Source organism: Actinoplanes sp. NPDC051513, assembly GCF_044454685.1.
In the GTDB taxonomy this organism is placed as follows: domain Bacteria; phylum Actinomycetota; class Actinomycetes; order Mycobacteriales; family Micromonosporaceae; genus Actinoplanes.
Genome location: NZ_JBITDW010000029.1, coordinates 1 through 19,984, shown reverse-complemented (window position 1 = coordinate 19,984; position 19,984 = coordinate 1). Strand labels below are relative to the sequence as shown.

14 protein-coding genes and 1 riboswitch are annotated in these 19,984 nt (G+C 70.4%); of the genes, 4 read left to right on the top strand and 10 right to left on the bottom strand.

Annotated elements, in window-relative coordinates; translation table 11 throughout:
- Positions 1-2: 2 nt before the first annotated feature.
- From ACIA5D_RS44555 to ACIA5D_RS44525, 7 genes are all read right to left on the bottom strand, one after another.
- Complete coding sequence (locus ACIA5D_RS44555; RefSeq protein WP_396036725.1) at positions 3-1,154, bottom strand: hypothetical protein; 1,152 nt, start codon at positions 1,152-1,154, stop codon at positions 3-5.
- 161 nt (positions 1,155-1,315) lie between these two features.
- Positions 1,316-2,368, bottom strand: coding sequence for a 16S rRNA (cytosine(1402)-N(4))-methyltransferase RsmH (gene rsmH / locus ACIA5D_RS44550; RefSeq protein WP_396036724.1), 1,053 nt, complete (start codon positions 2,366-2,368; stop codon positions 1,316-1,318).
- 238 nt (positions 2,369-2,606) lie between these two features.
- Entirely contained in the window at positions 2,607-3,038 is a 432-nt protein-coding gene (mraZ, locus tag ACIA5D_RS44545; RefSeq protein WP_396036723.1) for a division/cell wall cluster transcriptional repressor MraZ, read from the bottom strand.
- Between the two features lie 377 nt (positions 3,039-3,415).
- Entirely contained in the window at positions 3,416-3,682 is a 267-nt protein-coding gene (locus tag ACIA5D_RS44540; RefSeq protein ID WP_396036722.1) for a hypothetical protein, read from the bottom strand.
- Between the two features lie 471 nt (positions 3,683-4,153).
- A complete protein-coding gene (locus tag ACIA5D_RS44535) occupies positions 4,154-4,903 on the bottom strand; it encodes a TVP38/TMEM64 family protein (protein ID WP_396036721.1) in 750 nt (249 codons plus the stop codon).
- Positions 4,904-4,939: 36 nt separating this feature from the next.
- Positions 4,940-5,653: a type 1 glutamine amidotransferase gene (locus ACIA5D_RS44530; RefSeq protein WP_396036720.1), complete on the bottom strand. Its 714-nt coding sequence runs from the start codon at positions 5,651-5,653 to the stop codon at positions 4,940-4,942.
- The gene (locus tag ACIA5D_RS44525) at positions 5,643-6,866 is read right to left on the bottom strand and encodes a MurT ligase domain-containing protein (protein ID WP_396036809.1); all 1,224 of its coding nucleotides are present in this window, start codon (positions 6,864-6,866) and stop codon (positions 5,643-5,645) included. Before ACIA5D_RS44525 ends, ACIA5D_RS44530 begins: the two co-directional genes overlap by 11 nt.
- A 446-nt stretch (positions 6,867-7,312) precedes the next feature.
- Positions 7,313-7,444, top strand: a riboswitch (cyclic di-AMP (ydaO/yuaA leader).
- A gap of 6 nt (positions 7,445-7,450) precedes the next feature.
- Here ACIA5D_RS44525 and ACIA5D_RS44520 point away from each other — a divergent pair.
- The gene (locus ACIA5D_RS44520) at positions 7,451-8,275 is read left to right on the top strand and encodes a C40 family peptidase (RefSeq protein WP_396036719.1); all 825 of its coding nucleotides are present in this window, start codon (positions 7,451-7,453) and stop codon (positions 8,273-8,275) included.
- 58 nt (positions 8,276-8,333) lie between these two features.
- Here the strand turns inward: ACIA5D_RS44520 and leuS are convergent, their stop codons facing one another.
- Both leuS and ACIA5D_RS44510 read right to left on the bottom strand, forming a co-directional pair.
- Positions 8,334-11,132 (bottom strand): leucine--tRNA ligase, encoded by a 2,799-nt coding sequence (leuS, locus tag ACIA5D_RS44515; RefSeq protein ID WP_396036718.1) that lies wholly within the window; start codon positions 11,130-11,132, stop codon positions 8,334-8,336.
- Positions 11,133-11,312: 180 nt separating this feature from the next.
- Positions 11,313-14,147, bottom strand: coding sequence for a M36 family metallopeptidase (locus tag ACIA5D_RS44510; protein ID WP_396036717.1), 2,835 nt, complete (start codon positions 14,145-14,147; stop codon positions 11,313-11,315).
- A gap of 318 nt (positions 14,148-14,465) precedes the next feature.
- Between ACIA5D_RS44510 and ACIA5D_RS44505 the strand changes: the two genes are divergently transcribed.
- Genes ACIA5D_RS44505 through ACIA5D_RS44495 form a run of 3 tightly spaced genes read left to right on the top strand, consistent with a single transcriptional unit; the run spans position 14,466 to position 19,269 of the window.
- Positions 14,466-15,512 (top strand): AAA family ATPase, encoded by a 1,047-nt coding sequence (locus ACIA5D_RS44505; protein WP_396036716.1) that lies wholly within the window; start codon positions 14,466-14,468, stop codon positions 15,510-15,512.
- Positions 15,513-15,514: 2 nt separating this feature from the next.
- Positions 15,515-16,810, top strand: coding sequence for a DUF58 domain-containing protein (locus ACIA5D_RS44500; RefSeq protein ID WP_396036715.1), 1,296 nt, complete (start codon positions 15,515-15,517; stop codon positions 16,808-16,810).
- Positions 16,807-19,269 (top strand): DUF3488 and DUF4129 domain-containing transglutaminase family protein, encoded by a 2,463-nt coding sequence (locus ACIA5D_RS44495; protein ID WP_396036714.1) that lies wholly within the window; start codon positions 16,807-16,809, stop codon positions 19,267-19,269. The genes ACIA5D_RS44500 and ACIA5D_RS44495 overlap by 4 nt, the downstream gene beginning before the upstream one ends.
- Before the next feature lie 99 nt (positions 19,270-19,368).
- Here the strand turns inward: ACIA5D_RS44495 and ACIA5D_RS44490 are convergent, their stop codons facing one another.
- On the bottom strand, positions 19,369-19,863 hold the full coding sequence (locus ACIA5D_RS44490; RefSeq protein WP_396036713.1) for a DUF402 domain-containing protein: 495 nt from the start codon (positions 19,861-19,863) through the stop codon (positions 19,369-19,371).
- Between the last annotated feature and the right edge of the window lie 121 nt (positions 19,864-19,984).

The window sequence follows — 19,984 nt, the reverse complement described above, 5'->3', positions numbered from 1 at the left end:
GGCTACTGCCCGGTGCCGTCGGTGCCGCTGGTCGTGCCGGTGGTCATCTGGCTCCCGTCCGCGGTATTCCCGTTGTTCGCGGTGGTCCCGTTGTTCGCCGTGGTCCCGTTGGCCGCAGCGTTGCCGGTCGCGGCCGTGTTGCCGGCCTGCTGCCCGTCAGCGGTCTTGGCCGTGCCGGTGGCGGCGGTCTTGCCGGCGCCGGCGGTCGCCGCGTCCTGCGCCGTCACGGCCGGCTTGCCCTTGGCCGGCGTCGGCACCCCGATGATCTTGCCGTCGGGCAGCGTGAACAGGGCCGGGTTCTCCGCCTTGACCAGGCCGAGACGGCGAGCCGCCGCGTCGAGGTTGCCGATGCTGGAGACCGCGACCAACTGGTTGTCGAGGTCCTGCTCGGTGTTGTCCAGCGCGGCGTCCTGCTTCTTCAGGTCGTCGATGCGGAACGAGTTCTCGTTGGTCTTGGTGTTGATCAGCAGGATGCCGAGCACCCCGACGATCACCAGGCCGATGACCGACGCCACGAACGGCGCCCGCGGCGCGCTGATCGGCGCCGGCGGAGCGACCCGCAGACGCGGCGGCTCCACCTCGCCGGTGTTCCGCACCGGAGGCGTGATCCGCAGCGGTTCGGGCGTCGCCACGTCGAGCTCGATGACCGCCTCGGGCTTGAGGGCAGCCGTGCCGTCCACGGGTGCGTCCAGCACCGGACGCCGCCCGCCGGCCCGCGCGTCGCGCCGCCGTCCGCCGAGCACGGTCTTGCCCATCCCGCGCTCCGCGAGCACGCCGAGATCCCGCTTGCGCCCGCCCTCGATCGGGCCGGTGTCACGCTTGCGAGCCGCAACGGAACCGGTGTCGCGCTTGCGGCCGTCGACCGTGCCCGTCTCACGCTTGCGGCCGTCGACCTCACGCTTGCGGCCGTCGACCTCACGCTTGCGGCCCTCGACCTCACGCTTGCGGCCCTCGACCTCACGCTTGCGGCCCTCGACCGAGCCCGTGTCGCGCTTACGGGTGGCCTCCGACCGGCTCTTGCCGATCATCGGCTCCGGACGGCGGCCCTTGCCGCGCGCCAGGTCCGCACCCGGGCGGCGCTCACCACGCCCGTCATCCGTCGCGCGGCGCTCCGCGCGTACGGAATCGGTGTCATTGAACCGTGCCCGCGGCACGCCGCTCTCCCGGCTCTCACGCCGCGTCTGCTCGGAGTCCCCCCGGATCCCGGAACGGCGCGTGTCGGCCTGGTCGTCGCTGAAGTGGCGCGCCCCCCGGGCGTCACTTCGCCGACCATCCGCGTTGCGGCCCCCCGGCCGCGGCGAGTTGGCGCGCTCGCTCATTTCTTTCCCTCCCCCTCGTCGCGTTCCCCCGGGCGTAACCGCCCTCGTCCCCCGTGCGTTGACATGCGGGGTCGCTCGCGACCCGATGCCTGGTCGTTCCGGCCGAGGCGCTCCACCGCGCGCAGCTTCACCGAAGCCGCTCGCGGGTTCGCCGCAACCTCCTCGTCGGTCGGCGGCTCCGACCCCCTGGTCAGCAGCCGCACGGTCGGACCTGTCCCGGGCAGCTCGACCGGCAGGTCGATCGGGCCCGTGCTGCGCGACCTCGCGGTGAGCTCGCGCTTGACGATCCGGTCCTCCAACGATTGGTAGCTCATCACCACAAGCCGGCCCTTTGGCGCGAGTGCGTCCAAAGCCGCCGGAAGCGCCGACTCAAGGGCGGCGAGCTCCCCGTTTACCTCAATGCGTAACGCCTGAAACGTTCTTTTCGCGGGATTTCCACCCGTTCGTCGCGCGGCGGCCGGGATCGCGTCCTTGACCAGCTCCGCCAGCCGGGCCGTCGACGTGATCCGCCCCTTCGACCGCTCCCGCACGATCGCCGAGACGACCCGCGGGGCGAACTTCTCCTCGCCGTAATGCCGCAGGATCCGTACCAGATCGCCCGGCTCGTACTCGTTGACGACCTGCTCGGCGGTGACCCCCCTGGTCTGGTCCATCCGCATGTCGAGAGGAGCATCCTGCGCGTACGCGAAACCGCGGTCGGCCTCGTCGAGCTGCAACGAGGAGACACCCAGGTCGAACAGGCCACTGTGGATCTGCTCGTACCCGAGGTCGGCGAGCACCTGCGGGAGCTCGTCGTAGACCGCGTGCACGAGATGGGTCCGGGCGCGGAACTTGGCCAGCCGCTGCCGGGAGTGCGCGAGCGCCTCTGTGTCCCGGTCGAGTCCGATGAGGACCACCTCGGGGAAGCGCTCGAGAACCGCCTCGGCGTGCCCGCCCAGCCCGAGCGTGAAGTCGACGTGGATGGCGCCGGGCATGTCGAGCGCGGGAGTGAGCAGCTCGAGACAGCGCTCGAGCAACACGGGCACATGTGTGCCACGAAGCTCCCCCATGTCGACCCCCTTGCCCACCCGGCCGTTCCCAAGTCAGCCTGTCCGGTCCGGACGTCGTCCGTACCGCCAGATCCCCATCCGCTCATGTCGCGGGCCGCGCCCGTTGCCGGCGGGCGTTTCCCTTCTGACACGCGCCTGGCGCCGGGGAAGAGGCGCCAGGAGCGGGAGCGGCTGGAGATCTCGCAGTACGGCGGCAGTGACGTCCGGAACCGCAATCGGCCCGGCAGGGTGCCACGCCCTACAGTCCGCCGGGCAGCACCCCCTCCTCGATGTCGGCGAACTCGTCTTCGCTCGCCGCGAGGTAGTCGTCCCAGGACTGCTTGTCCCAGATCTCGACGCGGGTGCTCGCCCCGATCACCACGAGGTCGCGGTCCAGGGCCGCGTAGTCCCTCAGGTGTCCCGGGATGGTCACCCTTCCTTGCTTGTCGGGCACCTCGTCGTGAGCGCTGGCGAAGAACACCCGGCTGTACGCCCGGGCGGCCTTGTTGGTCACCGGCGCCTCACGAAGCTGGCCCGCGATGCGCTGGAACTCAGGCATCGGGAACACGTAAAGGCAACGCTCCTGCCCCTTGGTGATCACGACACCTCCCGCCAGCTCATCTCGGAACTTGGCCGGAAGGATCAGCCGCCCCTTGTCATCGAGGCGTGGGGTATGGGTGCCGAGGAACATCGGCCGTCCACCCCCTGCCCCAGCGGTTCGCGGTCCGCCTGTCAACTCGGGCCGGCAGGCCTCCCAGGTCCAGTCCCCCTCGACCCTGCCATTGCGCTCCACTCTACTCCACTTCCCTCCACCCGCAAGCCGAATGAGCACGCAAGCGAGATCGCCTCACGCGCAAAGTCCCAGCTCAGACCCTTGCCCGCAATGTGGAGGGCATCCCCATGATCAACCCCGTCGCCTTCCCGACACCCCCTACTCACCAAGGCATATACCATCGTAAAATGTCCTAAATCTCCCGCTACCACGTCCTGTCAACCCCTCCCGTGGAGGAAAGTGGCGCCCTCAGGTGGAGCCCTTGCCACCCGTCCACCCCACTCCCCTCCACGCCCTCAGGCCCGGCCCACACGCCCGGCTCGCACCCGCCCACACGCCCGGCCCGCACCCGCCTGCGCACCCGACCCGCCGGCCCGCGCACGCGCCCTATCCGCCTGCGCACCGGCCCCGCCCGCCTCCGCACGCGCCTCATCGGCCTGCGCCACCTCGCCGGCTCCGCGGCCCTCGCCCGCCTCGCCCGCCTCGCCCGCCTCGCCCGCCTCGCCCGCCTCGCCCGCCTCGCCGGCCCCGCCCCGCATCGCGATCTTGATGAGTTGCAGCACGCCATGCACGCCATGCGCTGCAAATCATCAAGATCGCGCGGACGGCGCACGGGCTGGCCGAGCTCGTCGGCACGGGGCTTGACCCTCCCCTTGGGGCAGGGCCCACGGTTGAGGTCCGAGTTCATAGGTGCGAGGAGGCCACGACACGGGCGACAGAGTGTGAGAGGGCGCGCTAGCAGCATGAGGAGCGGGGGCCGCGCTTTGCCCCGGGGCACGCTAGCCGCCTGACGAGCGAGCGCTGTGCCTTGCTGAGGCCCGCTAGCCGCCGCCCGACGAGCGAGGACTGTGCCTTGCTGAGGCTCGCTAGCCGCCCGACGAGCGAGGACTGTGCCCTTGCTGAGGGCGCGCTAGCCGGCTGGGGAGCGAGGACTGTGCGCTGCAGCGGGGCCGCTCTGCGCGTACCAGACAAGTACCGGACAAAAGGAAACGCCCACCGCAAGTGAGGCGGTGGGCGCGACCGGAAGCTGGAGTTCAGGCGGCGACGGCGGAAGCAGCCGCGGCGCGGCGGGCGGAGCGCTTCCAGCGCCAGACGATGGTGGTGGTGAGGGCGAAGCCGACGAGGGCGGGGGCCAGGCTCAGCGGGTTGATGCCGTGGGGGTTGGCTACCGCGGCGCCGATGACGGCGTAGCTGACGGCCGACGGGATGGAGGCGAGGAACGTGCCGAAGAGGTAGCGCTTGCGGCAGACGCTCGTAGTGCCGTAGGCGTAGCCGATCAGGCCGAAGGGGGCGAGCGGAAGGAAGCGCACCAGAAGAACAGCGGAGAGGCCGCGGCGGTTGAGCCAGCCGTCGAGGCGGGCCAGGCGGCCGCCGGCGCGGGCGTGCAGGACGCCTCGGCCGGCCCAGCGGCCCGCGTAGTAGGTGGCGGTGGCGGCGATCACGGCTGCCGCGAGGGCGGTGACGGCGCCGGTGGCGGCGCCCAGCAGGGCGCCGCACGCGATGGTGATGGCGGTGCGCGGGACCAGCACGGAGAGGAGGAGGCCGCCCACCACGGCGATCGCGACCGGCGCGACGTGGCCGAGGGCCAGGATCGCGTCGCCGACGTCGCGCAGCGGGAGGATGGCCGCGGCGGCGGCGAGACCGCCGACGACGACGCCCAAGACGCCGAACCGGACCAGGCGGCGCTTCCATCCCATCGTCGCGGGCGCGGGCAGTGCCGGCGCCGGCAGCGAAGGAGCGTGGGTGGCCGGGGCCGGGGAAGGCGCGATCAGGGTGTCAGTCATGCAGTCGTACCGCCCAACTGGTTGTCCGTGTGCTGGTCATGCGCCCGCCGCAGCGAGCCTTTCGGCGCGGAGCCGTTCCGGCCAGGTGTCGTCAACGGGCGAAAGACTATCCGCGCCGATCGCCCAACGCAGTAGCAGATCGGCTATAGCTGGGTTGCGAGCGAGCGCGGGCCCATGGGAGTACGTGCCCAGGACCTTGCCGTGCCATGCGCCCTCGGTGTGCCCGTCGTTGCCGATGCCGGCGGTGACCCGTGCCAGCGGCTGCACCCCGGGGCCGAGGTGGGTACGGCCGCCGTGGTTCTCGAAGCCGGAGAGCGCCGGCAGGCCGAGCCGCGGGTCGATGTCGCCGCGGATCTCGCCGACCGCTCGGGTCTCGCCGCGGTCGGAGTGCAGGTCGAGCAGCCCCAGGCCGGGGCATTTCGCGCCCTTCGCGAAGAACGAGTGGCCGAACAGCTGGTATCCGGCGCAGACCGCGAGGACCGCCGCGCCCTGGTTGACCGCCCGGTGCAGGCCGCCGTCGTTGATCAGGCGCTGCGCGGCCAGGGCCTGCGGCCCGTCCTCGCCACCGCCGATCAGGTAGATGTCGGCGCTGGACGGCATGGCCTGGTCCGAGCGGATCTCGTACGTCTCGACCGGGATGCCCCGCATCGCGGCACGCCGGGCGAGGATGAGCAGGTTGCCCCGGTCGCCGTACGTCGAGAGCAGATCCGGATAGATCCAGACGATCCGCAAGATGCTCTCAGTTGACACGGTCCAACTCCGCTCGAATGTCCTGGAACGCCGTGTAATTGGCGATCACCTCGAGGCGGCCGGGCGGTACTGCCTGGATCGCCTCGTCAAAACTCATAACGTGCCGGAATGGCACACCGTTCACCTCGAGGCGAACCGCCAGGTCATAGGCCCGGTCGCCGGTGATCAGCACCGGCCGGTCACGCAACGGCGCGAAGTTCACGTCGTAGAGCCACGAGGTGTCGAGACCGTCGGGGTCCCGGGCGTTGACCGAGAGCAGGGTGGGTGCCTGCTCGGCCATGTCGAACGCCTCGAGCCAGCTTGCCGGGTTCTTCGCGAGGAGCAAACGGACGTTTCGTCCGTCCCGGTCGACCTGGGCGTAGCGGCCGGCGACCGAGGCGACGGTGGCGAGGTGGGGCAGAGCCTCTATCGGGCGGACCCCGAACTCGGCCGCGACCGCGAGGGCGGTGGCGGCGTTACCCAGGTTGACCTGGCCGGGGAGCTGGAGCTTGACGAGGTGCCAGTCGCCGCGCGGGTCGACGACGCCGTCGTCCTCGACGCGCCAGTGGGGCTGCGGGCGGCGCAGCGGACAGCCGACGCACCACCAGTCGCCGCCGTTGCGCTCGATCGGGTGGCCGCTCTGCGGGCAGACGAACGAGTCGTCGTGCCAGCGCTGGCCGGCACTGAACCAGGTGACCTGCTGGCCGCTGCCCTCGGCCGCCCAGACGACCATCGGGTCGTCGGCGTTGGCGACCACGCGCACCTCCGGGTGGCCGGCGAGGGCATCGCGCCAGAGCTGCGCCATCATCGCCACCTCCTTGGCCCGGTCGAGCTGGTCGCGCGAGAGGTTGAGCAGGGCGACCACTCGCGGGGTCGTCGCGTCGATGACCCGGGCCAGGTAGTGCTCGTCGACCTCGAGGACGGCGAACGGGGTGGTGCCGGCCTTGGCCAGCGCCGACGTGTGCCCGGTCGGCATGTTGGCGCCGAACGAGTTGGTGGCGACCCGGCCGATGTGCGAGATCGCGGCCGCGGCCAGGCGGGTCGTGGTGGTCTTGCCGTTGGTCCCCGAGATGAGCGCGACCGCCCGGCCCGAGGCCAGGTGGGCCAGCAGATCAGGGTCGATCTTGAGGCCGATCCATCCGCCGATGACCGAGCCGTCGCCGCGTCCCGCGGCCCTGGAGAGCGCCGCCGCGGTCTTCGAGACACTCGTCGCCACTTTGGCCCGCAGGGGCATCTTGCCGTCCGTCACGGGAGCGAGGGTACCCGACCCAACGGTTACATCCGGTTGCCGGCGGCCCGGAGTCTACTGAATGCCCTCTGGCCAGCGACGGAGGGGTTACGGGCCCGTTACGGCCACTTTTTGTGTGTTGTGTTTCACCCGTAACCTTCCACGGCAGGTGATCACGCCATGACCGTACGCGATGGCATTTATCTCCTGGAGGTAACAAACTGGACAGTAACCAATGTGCCAAACACGCTGAGTGACGGATCCAAGACCGACGATCAAGCGAAATATCAGGTAGCAAGGTTGGGCCGGTCCGCCATGGACCGGCTCGCGACGACCAGGCTCACGCCGAGCCCTGCCCCGGGCCGGGCGCCGCGACCACGAAGCGCGCACGACCACAAAGGCATACGGGGGCAGGGACGGGGGACCCACAGCTTCTCGAGAGAGACAGCCGGTCCGCCTCGCCGCCACCCGCTCCGGTGGCGGGCAACGGGGCAACCTCGGGGTGAAGTCGGCCACCACGGCGACCGGGCAACCTTCCCGCCCGAACCCGACAGCTAACCTCGCAGGCGTGCCGGAGGGATTCCCTTACCGTGCACGAACATCGTTCGAGCCGGCGTCGGCGCCTGTCCGTCGGCACCGGAACCGCCGCGCTGTCCCTGGGTCTCTGTCTCTGTGCGGGACAGCTCATCGCAACCTCACCGGCCAGCGCCGCCGTAACCCCCGTCGCCGCAACACCCGTCGTGCAGGCGGCCGCGGTGGCCAAGGTCAAGCCGAGGGTCACCACCAGCATCAGCAGCAGGACCATCTCCAAGGGCGCCAAGCTGCGGGTGACCGTCCGGTACATCAACCCCAAGAACGGCAAGCCGCTCACGACCGGCACGGCGCACCTCATGGTGTGGCGTGGCAAGTGGATCGGCTACTCGAAGGCGAATCTGAACAGCAACGGCTCCGCCACCTTGTACGCCGCTCCCTCGGCGTCCGGGTGGTTCCGGGTCGTGTACGGCGGCACGGGCGCCAACTCGGCGGTGTACGGCGCCAAGTTCGCAGTGACCGTCAAGTCCAGCAACGGCGCGAAGATCCTGGCCGAAGCCAAGCGTCACACCGGTGCGCTGTACAAGTTCGCCGCGGCGGGCCCGAAGCGTTTCGACTGCTCCGGGTTCACCAAGTACGTCTACAAGAAGTCAGTGGGCAAGTCGCTGCCGCACAAGGCGAACTCGCAGCAGAAGTACGGCAAGGCCGTCGCCAAGAGCAACAAGAAGGTCGGCGACCTGATCGTCTTCCGCTCGGGCTCGTACGGCTACCACGCGGGAATCTACGCCGGGAACGGGTACATGTACGACTCCCCGCACACCGGCGCGCGGGTCGGCAAGCACAAGATGTACGGCAGCAACTACGTCGTACGCCGAATCGCCTGACACAACCCACGAAAAGGGACGCCCCGCGGTTCGCGGGGCGCCCCTTTTCGTAGGCGAATCAGACGACGACCGAGACCAGGCGGCCCGGCACGACGATGACCTTCTTAGGTGTGCGCCCCGCCAGCACGTCGGCCACCTCGATCAGTGCCGCCTCGCGAACGGAGGCCTCGCCGGTCTCCGGCGCCACCGAGATCCGGCCGCGCACCTTGCCGTTCACCTGCACCGGATAGGTGATCGACTCGGCCTTCAGCTGCGCCGGGTCCGCCACCGGGAACGACGCGTAAGCCAAGGTGTCGGCGTGGCCCAGCTTGCGCCACAGCTCCTCGGCCAGGTGCGGTGCGAACGGCGACACCATCAGCACCAGCGGCTCGACCGCCTCGCGCGAGACGACCGGCAGCGGGGTCAGCGTGTTGGTCAGCTCGATCAGCTTGGCGATCGCGGTGTTGAACCGCAGTTCGTCCAGGTCGTCGCGGACGCCGGCGATCGTGCGGTGCAGGTGCTTGCGCACCGACGGCTCCAGCGGCTCGTCGGTGACGCGTACGGCGCCGGACTCCTCGTCGATCACCAGGCGCCACACCCGCTGCAGGAACCGCTGCGAGCCGATCACGGCACGGGTCTCCCAGGGGCGGGAGACGTCCAGCGGACCCATCGCCATCTCGTACACCCGGAACGTGTCGGCGCCGTACTGCTCGCACATCTCGTCGGGGGTCACGACGTTCTTCAGCGACTTGCCCATCTTGCCGTATTCGCGGAAGACCGCGGCGCCGTCGTAGAAGTACTGGCCGTCGCGCTCGACGACCTCCTCGGCCGGCACGATGACGCCGCGGGCGTCCCGGAACGCGTACGCCTGGATGTAGCCCTGGTTGAACAGCTTCCGGAACGGCTCGAAGGACGAGACGTGGCCCAGGTCGTACAGAACCTTGTGCCAGAAGCGGGCGTACAGCAGGTGCAGCACCGCGTGCTCGACGCCGCCGACGTACAGGTCGACGCCGCCGGAGTCGCCGTCGCGGGCCGGGCCCATCCAGTACGCCTCGTTGTCGGGATCGACCAGCGCCTTCTCGTTGCGCGGGTCCAGGTAGCGCAGCTCGTACCAGCAGGAGCCGGCCCATTGCGGCATCGTGTTGGTCTCGCGGGTGTACCGCTTCGGCCCGTCGCCCAGGTCCAGCTCGACCTCGACCCATTCCTTCTTACGGGACAGCGGCGTCTCGGGCTCGCTGTTCGCGTCGTCCGGGTCGAAGGTGCGCGGCGAGAAGTCGTCGACGTCGGGCAGCACCACGGGCAGCATCGAGTCGGGCAGCGCGATCGGCAGGCCGGTCTCGTCGTACACGATCGGGAACGGCTCGCCCCAGTAGCGCTGGCGGCTGAACAGCCAGTCGCGCAGGCGGTAGGTGGTGGCGCCCCGGCCGTGACCGTGCTGCTCCAGCCAGGCGATCGTGGCGGCCTTGGCCTCGGCGACGCCCTTGCCGTCCAGCCAGTCGCTGTTGATGGCGGGACCCTCGCCGGTGAAGGCGCCTTCAAAATCATCAGGAGCTTTCACCGTACGGATGATGGGCAGTTCGAAGTTCTCGGCGAACTCCCAGTCGCGCTCGTCCTGGCCGGGCACCGCCATGATCGCGCCGGTGCCGTAGCCGGCCAGCACGTAGTCGGCGATGAAGATCGGGATTCTCGCCTGGTTAACCGGATTTGTCGCATACGCGCCGGTGAAGACGCCGGTCTTCTCCTTCGACTCCGTGCGCTCCTCATCGGTCTTGACGGCAGCCTGTGCCCGATATGCAGCGATCGCCTCGCCGGGCGTTTCATACCCGCCGGTCCACGTCCGATTTGTCCCGTCCGGCCACTCCGCGGGCGTGATCTTGTTGACCAGCTCATGCTCGGGCGCCAGCACCATGTAGGTCGCGCCGAACAGCGTGTCGGGCCGGGTCGTAAATACCGTGATCTTGTCGTGTTCGACCGGAAAATCGACGTGCGCACCCCGCGACCGGCCGATCCAGTTGCGCTGCATCAGCTTGACCGGCTCCGGCCAGTCCAGTGTGTCCAGATCCTCGATCAGGCGGTCGCCGTACGCGGTGATCCGCATCATCCACTGCCGCAGGCTGCGCTGGAAGACCGGGAAGTTGCCGCGCTCGCTGCGCCCGTCCGGCGTGACCTCCTCGTTGGCCAGCACGGTGCCCAGACCCGGGCACCAGTTGACCGGGGCCTCGCTGATGTAGGCCAGGCGGTGGTCGTCGACCAGCTTGCGGCGCTCGACGGGGGGCAGCGACGACCACGGCTCGCCCGGCGTCGGGCGCGTGCCGGCCTCGAACTCGGCGATCAGGGCGGAGATCGGCCGCGCCTTGCGGATCTTCTCGTCGTACCAGGAGTTGAAGACCTGCAGGAAGATCCACTGCGTCCACCGGTAGTAGTCCGGGTCGGTGGTCGCGAAGGAACGGCGCTCGTCGTACCCCAGGCCCAGGCGCGTCAGCTGGTGCTTGTACCGCTCGACGTTCGCCGCCGTGGTGATCGCCGGGTGGGTGCCGGTCTGCACCGCGTACTGCTCGGCGGGCAGGCCGAACGCGTCGAAGCCCATCGGGTGCAGCACGTTGAAGCCGGCCATCCGCTTGTAGCGGGTGTAGCTGTCGGTGCCGATGTACCCGAGCGGGTGACCCACGTGCAGGCCCGCGCCCGAGGGGTACGGGAACATGTCCTGGACGTGCAGCTTGGGCGCGCCGGCCCGGGGGTGCGCCGGGTCGGCCAGGTCACCGGCCGGGTTGGGCGCGTGGAAAGTCCCGTGCTCGGCCCACCAGGCCTGCCAGCGCGGCTCGATCTCGTTGGCCAGTGCGGCCGTGTACCGGAACCGCGGGGTCTCTGACTCGCTCATGGTCGGCAACTCTTCAATCAGTAGTTGGGCACAAAAAAGCCCCTCACGCAGGAGGGGATCGCCGTGCTGTGCCCGTAGTCAGCGGCTGCAGCACGGCCGGCTAAGAAGCAGGAATGGCCGGGCCATGCGTGCATGATACCGGTCGCCGCTCTGTGGCGGCGACCGGTATCCGCTCGTTCCTTACGCGGCGGGGCCGTAGACCGCCAGCTCGGTGCTGTCGAGGAACACGCAGCCGCTGACCGTCGGCGGCTGGCCGGCCGGGCAGAGGCCCGCGTCCTGGCCCTGCGAGGTCACCATCGTGAACCGCACGTACCCGATGCCGTCGCCCGTGCCCGCGGCCAGCGCGACCGTCGTCGGGGTCGTGGTGAAGGCCGGGAAGTTGCCGGTCGCGGCGACCACCCACGTGGTGCCGTCGGCCGAGGTCTCCACCCGGTAGCCGCCGGTGCCCGCGGTGATGTCGTCACCACAGGTCGCGGACGGGTTGATCACCAGCTCGGACACGTCCACCGCGCCGGAGAGCCGGATCACGATGTTCTGCCCGCCCGCGGCGACGTCGGAGCCCCAGCCCGCGGTCTGCGACTGGTCGATCAGCGAGGCCGGGCCGCAGCCGAACGGCGTGTAGTCGGGGCCGGTGAAGCTGACCACCGTGGCGCCGCCGGAGGAGGCGGCCCAGTCCTTACGGACCGACCAGTTCTCGACCTTGGTGCCGGAGTTGATCGAGAGCGTCTTCACGACGATGTCGTAGCCGGCGCCCCGGGCGTACACCTTCGCGTACGTCCCCGGGATGATCCCAGCGATCTTGTACGTGCCGTCCGCGGCGGTGGTGGCCCGGTAGTCGCCGGCGAAGCCGGAGGCGTGGCCGCCGAACGCGACGGTCAGCCCGCTCACATTGCCGCCGGTGTCCTGGTCGGTGACCTTGCCGGTCAGCGTGCCCCGCGGGGTGTTCGCCGACGGCGGCATCGAGAAGTCCTCGACCGGCTGCGAGTCGTCGCCGTCGATCGCGGCGGCGAAGTAGCCCATGCCCCGCTTGGCGAAGACCTTCCAGATCGTCTTCTGGTCCTTGCCCTTGCCGACCACCAGGTCCGCGGCGAGGATCGAGTTGCGCATGTCCAGGAAGGACGGGTTGCCCGGGGACAGCTCCATGGCCCGGGTTACCAGCGACTCAGCCTTCTTGCTGCCGACCTCGCGACGCAGGTCCCACAGGGTCTGCGCCCAGATCTCACCGTCCGCGTGCACCTCGATGCCGCGGGACGAGATCTTGCCGTAGTCGCCGTAGGTGTAGCCGCCGGAGCCGGCCCGCGCTGTGCCGGGACAGGCCGTGGCCGGCGCGCCGACGGCGCAGTCGATGCCCTCCGTACGGATCGTGCCACCGGCCTGCCAGTACTTGCCGATCCGTACGTCGCCGGGGGTCGCGGTGTCCTTCTCCAGGCCCTTGGCGACCAGGTAGTCCTCGGCGTACCAGTCGCTCCAGGCCTCACCCATCGCGCCGCCCTGGACGTTGCTGAGCGTGGAGTTGCCGGCCGCGTCGACGACCAGGCGGTTGGAGAGACCGTGGGTGTACTCGTGGAACACCACGTCCGACTCGTCGCCGGTGTTGCCCGCGATCGACTCCGGCCCCGGGTTCAGCAGGTACATCTGCATCGTCGGCGGGATGCCGTCCGGCGGGGTGTTCATGTTGGCGTTGTCGGTGTGGTCGGGGTCGGGCAGGCCGTCCGCGGTGTTCGCGCCGTCCATCGCCTGGCCCTGCACCGCGTCGCCGTCACGGGCCTCGAAGTTGCCCGCGGCCCGGGTGAAGCCGATCGGCGAGTCCCTGAGGTGGTCGTGGAAGGTGCCGAGGAAGGTGAACAGCTGGACCGCGTTCTGCTTCCGGTTGACCTGCCAGGAGTTCGGGGTCTCGGGGTCCCAGGAGCACGGGTACGCCGCCGAGCAGAGCCCACCGACCTCGTCGTTGAAGTCGACGAACGGGTACGACCACTTGCGCAGCCCGGACGGGCCGACCTCCTCGCTGGCGTCGGCGACGTTGTTGTCGTTCACGTCGGAGTAGACGTGCGCGATGTTGCCGGACAGGATCGGCGCGTTGTTGGGCAGCCACTTGGTGATGTCGGTGGTCTTCTGCTGCCCGCCGCGCGGGGCGCCCGGGTAGTTCGTCCAGACGTCGGCGGTGTCGTTGGCGATCGTGCTGTGCCGGTAGAGCACCTCGCCGCTGGCCGCGTCGATCACGTGGACGTAACCCTCGTCGACGACGATCGTCTGCCAGGCCAGGCGGGTGCCCGTGGCGGTCTGGAACCAGACCAGCTTGGCGTTGCCGCTGTCGCTGAAGGTGGTGGTGCCCGCCGCGGTCTTGGTGACCTTGGCAGCGGAGGTGCCGAAGACGTCCTTCACGGCCGCGGCGCGTGCGCCGGCCGCGGTGAGCTTGGCGGCGCCGGCGGCGGACGGCAACGCCGGCAGCGGCGCCCCGTCGACCTGGATCAGGCGACCGTCCTTGGCGACGTGCGCCTTCAGGCCGTTGCCGAACACCGGCACGCCGTCGGCCACCTGCAACCAGCTCAGGTGGTGAGTGCCCTCGATGTCGACGTAGTCCTGGCGCAGCTCGAGGCTGGCCAGATCGGCCGCGCTCAGCCCGAAGACGTCGGGGTGGGCCGCGATGTAGCCGAGGGCGATCTTGGTGGGCTTCTTACGGCTCGGGCCGGTCAGGAACCCGTCGAGCTTCGCGACCCGGCGCGGCGTGCCGGTCGCGTGGTCGATGTCGATGATGCCCTGCACACCCAGCTGGCTGCGCAGCGACTGCACCGCGGTGGCGCTGGGCGCGGCGACGAGCGCCCGGCTCAGGGCAGCGGTGGGCTGCGCGGCGGCTTTGGCGGCGATGTTCTGGCGGCTGTCGTAGTCGGCACGGCGCTGCTGGTGGTCGGTGGCGCCGGTCACGCCCTTCTGGTCCGGTGCGGCTTGCGCAGTGGCCGGCAGCAGTCCCGCCAGCAACACCACGCCGGCGGCCGCCGTCCCCACCCGCCGGGTCACGGACGGTACGGATAACGGATTCAATTCAGCCCCTCTCGGCCGGGCTCGGTGCAGCCCGGCAGGGAGTGAGCGCCCACGCCGGCCGCACCACACTTGTGTGGCCCGTCGATCGCTGACTCTGTCCGAAGATCGGAAAATATAACTAGAGCGATGTCTGATTCTTTACCCATCCGATATCGGCGTCCGGTTGACGGTTGTCGAAATCGTCCCCCTGGCCCGACTCGGCGGTTTGGTGTGATCGGGCTAACCTGTGGGGACGGGCGGCGAGCCGCCCTTTTCGCGGCGCCGATGCGGCGGGAACGACTTTGGAGGAAGCCCGTGACAACCCCGACCTGGGACGAGCCCGGTGGACCGACGACCGGCGAGGACTTCCACACCGCGACGCGGGCCATCATGTCGAACATCGAGCAGGTCATCGAGGGTAAGAGCGCGACGGTCCGGCTGGCGCTGGCCGTGCTGCTGGCCGAGGGCCATCTGCTGATCGAGGACGTCCCGGGCGTCGGCAAGACCAAGCTGGCCAAGGCCCTGGCGCGCTCGATCGACTGTTCGGTCCGGCGCATCCAGTTCACGCCCGACCTGCTGCCCAGCGACGTGACCGGCGTCAGCGTCTACAACCAGGAGACCCGCGACTTCGAGTTCAAGCCGGGCGCCGTCTTCGCCAACCTGGTGGTCGGGGACGAGATCAACCGGGCCTCGCCCAAGACGCAGTCCGCCCTGCTCGAATGCATGGAGGAGCGGCAGGTCACCGTCGACGGCACAACCTACGAGCTCCAGGCGCCGTTCATGGTCATCGCGACGCAGAACCCGATCGAGATGGAAGGCACCTATCCGCTCCCCGAGGCGCAGCGTGACCGGTTCACCGCCCGCATCGCGATGGGTTACCCCGACCCCCGCGCCGAGCTGGCCATGCTCACCGGCCACGGCGCCCACGACCCGCTGAACGACCTGCGCGCCGTCGCCGACGCGGCGACGGTCCGCCGGCTGATCGCCACGGTCCGCGACGTGCACGCCGCCGACGCCGTCCAGCAGTACGCGATCGCCCTGGTCACCGCGACCCGTGAGGCCCCCGAGATCCGCCTGGGCGCCTCCCCGCGATGCACCCTGCAGCTGATCCGTACCGCCAAGGCCGTCGCCGCGCTCGAGGGCCGCGACTACGTGCTCCCCGACGACCTGCAGACGCTGGCCGTCCCGGTCCTCGCGCACCGCATCATCCCGACCGCCGACGCGCAGCTCAACCGCCGTACGACGGACGCCATCGTGGCCGAGATCGTGCACCGCCTGCCGCTGCCGCACGAGCGCAACCGCTCGCCGTACGACACCCGGCCGCAGGCCCCCGGCGCCCAGTACGAGCCGCGGGGACGCTGATCATGCGCGAGGCCTTGCGGGGACTCACCACGCGCGGCCGGTCCTTCCTGGCCGCGGCCGCCGCGGCCGGCATTTCGGCGATCGTCCTGGGCGAGCGCGACCTGCTGCGGGTGGCGGTGCTGCTCGCGGCGCTGCCGCTGCTCGCCGCTGCGTACGTCGGGCGCAGCCGCTACAAGTTGGCCTGCACCCGATCCCTCGAGCCCGGTCGCGCCCCGGTCGGCTCGAGCGCGCGGGTCATCCTGCGCCTGCAGAACATGTCCCGCCTGCCCACCGGCACTCTTCTGCTGGAAGACAAGCTTCCGTACGCGCTGGGCAGCCGTCCTCGTGTCGTGCTCGAGCGGCTCGGCTCGCACCAGGCCAGCTCGGTCGCATACACGGTGCGCGCCGACGTCCGAGGCCGGTACCCGATCGGCCCGCTGGTGATCCGCCTGACCGACCCGTTCGGCCTGTGCGAGCTCACCCGTTCGTTCCCCAGCGTCGACCGGCTCACGGTCATCCCGCAGGTGGTCGCGCTCCCCGCGGTCCGCATCGGCGGCGAGTACGCGGGCACCGGCGACAGCCGCGCCCGGTCGGTGGCCGTGCACGGCGAGGACGACGCCGCCACCCGCGAGTACCGCCGCGGCGACGACCTGCGCCGCGTGCACTGGCGCTCGACGGCCCGCACCGGCGAGCTCATGGTGCGCCGCGAGGAGCAGCCCTGGGAGAGCCGGGCCACCGTGGTCCTCGACACCCGGGTCTTCGCGCACCGCGGCGAGGGGCCGACCGCCAGCTTCGAGTGGGCCGTCTCGGCCACCGCCAGCATCGCGATGCACCTGCGCCACGCCGGCTACAAGCTGCGCCTGGTCACCGGCTCGGGCATCGACATCGACGCGGCCGAGGGCGGCGAGGGCCTCATCCTCGACACGCTCGCCGACGTCAAGCTCGCCCAGAACGGCGACATCTCGCTCCTCGTCGAGCAGGTCCGGCGCCGCTCCGACGGCGGCCTCGTGGTCGGCATCTTCGGCACGCTCACGATCGCCGAGGCCGAGCTGCTCACCGGCCTGCGCAGCAACGGCGCCACCTGCATCGGCTTCGCCATCGACAGCTCGACCTGGGTGTCGATGACCCCCGGTGAGCGTCAGGAGGCCGACCGGGAACACGCCGCCGCGGCGCTCGCCCTGGTGCACGCCGGCTGGCGCTCGGTGCCCGTCACGCACGGCGCCACGCTGCCCAACCTGTGGCCGGCCGCCGCGCGCGGCTCCAGCGGCTTCGCCTGGCGGGCCGCGATGGCCGAGACCGTCGGCAGGGGGAACCGATGACCGGCAGGCGACGCCTCGGGATGGTCGCGGCGGCCGCCACGCTGCTCGCCGCCGCCCCGATCACGTCGATCTTCGACACGTGGAACTGGCTGATCCGCTGCATCCTCGCGGTCGGCCTGATCGCCGGCGCCGCGCTGCTCGCCCGCACCCTGCGGTTCCCGACCTGGGCGCAGGCGCTGAGCATGGTCGTGGTGCTTCTGCTGTCGCTGACCTGGATGTTCCCCAGCGGTCACGAAGTCTTCATCCCGACGCCGGCCACCTTCGGCCACTTCGCCGATCTGTTCACCCAGGCCGGGCAGGACACGAGATCGTACGGCGTGCCCGTCCCCGACCGGGACGGCCTGCTCTTCGTCGCGGTGCTCGGCATCGGCGCGGTCGCGATCGCGGTCGACCTGCTCACGGTCGTCGCGCGGCGCCCGGCGCTGGCCGGTCTCCCGATGCTGGCGATCTACTCGGTGCCCGTCGCGATCTATGTAGACAGTGTCCCGGTTTTTCCGTTCATCGTCGGCTCGACCGGTTTCCTCTGGCTTCTGGTTTCCGACAACATCGATCGCGTACGCCGTTTCGGCCGCCGATTCACCGGTGACGGCCGTGACGTCGACGTGTGGGAGCCGTCGCCGCTGGCCGCCGCGGGACGGCGCCTCGGTGTGGTCGGCGTGGCCGCGGCTGTGCTGCTGCCGCTGCTCGTCCCGACCGTCACCGGCGGGCTGCTCTCGCAGATCACGCAGAGCGGCAACGGCATCGGCACCGGCGGGGCCGGCATCGGCACGGGCGGGCGGATCAACCTGTTCGCGTCGCTCAACGGCCGCCTCACCCAGGGCGACACCGTCCAGATCATCAAGCTGACGACGAACGAGCCGAACCCCTACTACCTGCGCTTCGGCGTCGCCGACCAACTCACCAACCAGGGCTTCGGCAACCGCTCGCCGGTCGGCAACGCGGTCAGCCGCGGCATGCCCGACCCGCGCGGTGGCACGGCCGGCGGCGACTTTCAGCAGTACCACGCGCAGATCGAGGTCAGCGACGGCCTCCAGCAGAGCATGCTGCCGATCTACTCGAACACGATCCGCGCGGCCGACCTGGGCGGCGGCTGGTCCTTCGACCCCAACCAGCAGGTGATCTTCTCCAACCGGCAGACGACCAAGGGGAAGAAGTACAACTTCGACTACGTGCGGGCTGCGTACAGCGAGGCCGAGCTGCGCACCGCCGAGCCGCTGAACAAGGACAACCCGCTGCGCACGCAGTACACGAACACCCCGCCCGACTCCGACGTCGACACTCTGGTGGCCGGCCTGGTCAAGGGCAAGACCACCGAGTACGACAAGATGCGCGCGCTGTACGACTACTTCTCCAAGGAGAACGGCTTCAGCTACAGCCTGTCCACCGAGCCGGCCGGCAGCAGCTCCCAGATCGCCGCGTTCCTCAAGAACAAGGTCGGCTACTGCCAGCAGTACGCGGCGGCGCTGGCCTGGATGGCGCGGGTGGCCGGGATCCCGGCACGGGTCGCCTTCGGCTTCACCAAGGGCGCCCAGCAGGGCAGCTCCTGGATCATCACGAACCGCAACGCGCACGCGTGGACCGAGGTCTACCTGCAGGGCTTCGGCTGGATCCCGTTCGACGCGACGCCCGCGTCGAGCGTGGCCGGCTCGACCCGCTCGGAGTGGGCGCCCGACCCCGACAACACGACTCCCGCGGCCACCACGCCGGCCGGCGTTGCCGCCTCGGGGGCCGACTCGTCGGTCGCTCCGGGCAACCCCGACCGGCTCGACCGCGGCCTCGACGACCCGACCGGGGCGGGCGGCTTCGACACGGGCAACACGCCGGCGTCGTACACGGCCCTCTGGATCGCTGCCGGGCTGGCACTGCTGATCGCCCTGCTGCTGGTGCCGGCGCTGCGCCGGCTTCTGGTCCGCCGACGACGGCACGCCGCGACGGCGCCCAAGGCGCCCAAGGCGCCCAAGGTCCTGTCGGCCTCCGGCACCGGACCATCGGGCCAGCACGACATCGTGGTGACACCCGAGGCGGTACGCGCCCGCGAGGACGCGCACGCCGCCTGGGACGAGCTCCTCGACACCATGATCGATTTCCGGATCCCCGTCGACCCCACCGAGACCCCGCGCGTCACCGCCCAGCGCCTGATCACCGACGCGGTTCTCCTCGATGAGCCGGCCACCGCCGCGACCCTGCTGGGCACGGCCGAGGAGCGTGCGCGCTACGCCCGCAAGCCACTGCAGGGTGGCGAGCTGACGGTGGCGCTGGTCCGGGTGCGCAAGGGCCTGGCCCGCTCGGCGACCCGCCGCACCCGCATCACGGCGGCGCTGTTCCCGCCGTCGGTGCTGCTCCGCTGGCGCCTGGCGATGGCCGAGGGCTCGACCCGCATGGTCGCCGCCGGCTCCCGGCTGCGCGATTCCCTGGCGCGGTTCAGCCCGCGCCGCATGCTGGCCGGCCGGGGTCGCTGACGAAGGCCGCGGGCGCCGCTCTTGCTCAGGGCTGCGCCCGCGGCTCCGTTCTCCCGGATCGGCCCGCTCTCGAATCGGCCCGCTCTCGGCTCCGGCCGGTCAGCGAGCGGCGGTGAAGGCCGCCAGCCAGACGTCGCCGACGTGGTCGAAGGGCTCGCGGCGCTCGGCGACCATGGCCATGAGCTCGTCGGCGGTGACCAGCGCCTGGGCGATCTCCTCGGCCGGGTAGCCGTAGAGAACCTGGTGCTCCTCGAACTCGTCCTCGTCGAGCAGCCGCACCGAGCCGTCCCGCATGCGAACCACATCGAGATCGAGGTCGACGGCCTCGACCCGCTCCGACGTGCGCACCGGCCGGTCGGTGACATCGATGTAGACCTCGACCTCAGTGTTCTCCGGCGCGTTCCACGAGGCGATCCACCGCCCCGCGACCGGCACCAGCACGACGAAGTCATGCCACACGATGACCGGCTCCTCGAGCCCGCGCCGCAGCGGCGTCCCCGCCCGGCTCCCGTACCACCAGCCGAATTCGTCGTTTCCCAAGGCCTCGGCCGGAAAACGCCAATGCCCCTTACCGCCCCATTTCGTGTAACGCATATCTACCACCATGGAACCCCCGAAAAATGTGGTTCTACTGACGCTTGTGTGGGTGGTTTCTGGGCGTCTGGGTGGCGCACGCCGTTGTCCTGTCTAGGTTCTGGCTTGTCGAAGGTCAGAA

Coding starts and splice junctions, on each gene's coding strand:
- ACIA5D_RS44490 (WP_396036713.1), bottom strand. CDS start 19,863: ATGCGTTACACGAAATGGGGCGGTAAGGGGCATTGGCGTTTTCCGGCC.
- ACIA5D_RS44500 (WP_396036715.1), top strand. CDS start 15,515: ATGCGCGAGGCCTTGCGGGGACTCACCACGCGCGGCCGGTCCTTCCTG.
- ACIA5D_RS44535 (WP_396036721.1), bottom strand. CDS start 4,903: ATGACTGACACCCTGATCGCGCCTTCCCCGGCCCCGGCCACCCACGCT.
- ACIA5D_RS44525 (WP_396036809.1), bottom strand. CDS start 6,866: ATGCCCCTGCGGGCCAAAGTGGCGACGAGTGTCTCGAAGACCGCGGCG.
- rsmH (WP_396036724.1), bottom strand. CDS start 2,368: ATGGGGGAGCTTCGTGGCACACATGTGCCCGTGTTGCTCGAGCGCTGT.
- ACIA5D_RS44495 (WP_396036714.1), top strand. CDS start 16,807: ATGACCGGCAGGCGACGCCTCGGGATGGTCGCGGCGGCCGCCACGCTG.
- mraZ (WP_396036723.1), bottom strand. CDS start 3,038: ATGTTCCTCGGCACCCATACCCCACGCCTCGATGACAAGGGGCGGCTG.
- leuS (WP_396036718.1), bottom strand. CDS start 11,132: ATGAGCGAGTCAGAGACCCCGCGGTTCCGGTACACGGCCGCACTGGCC.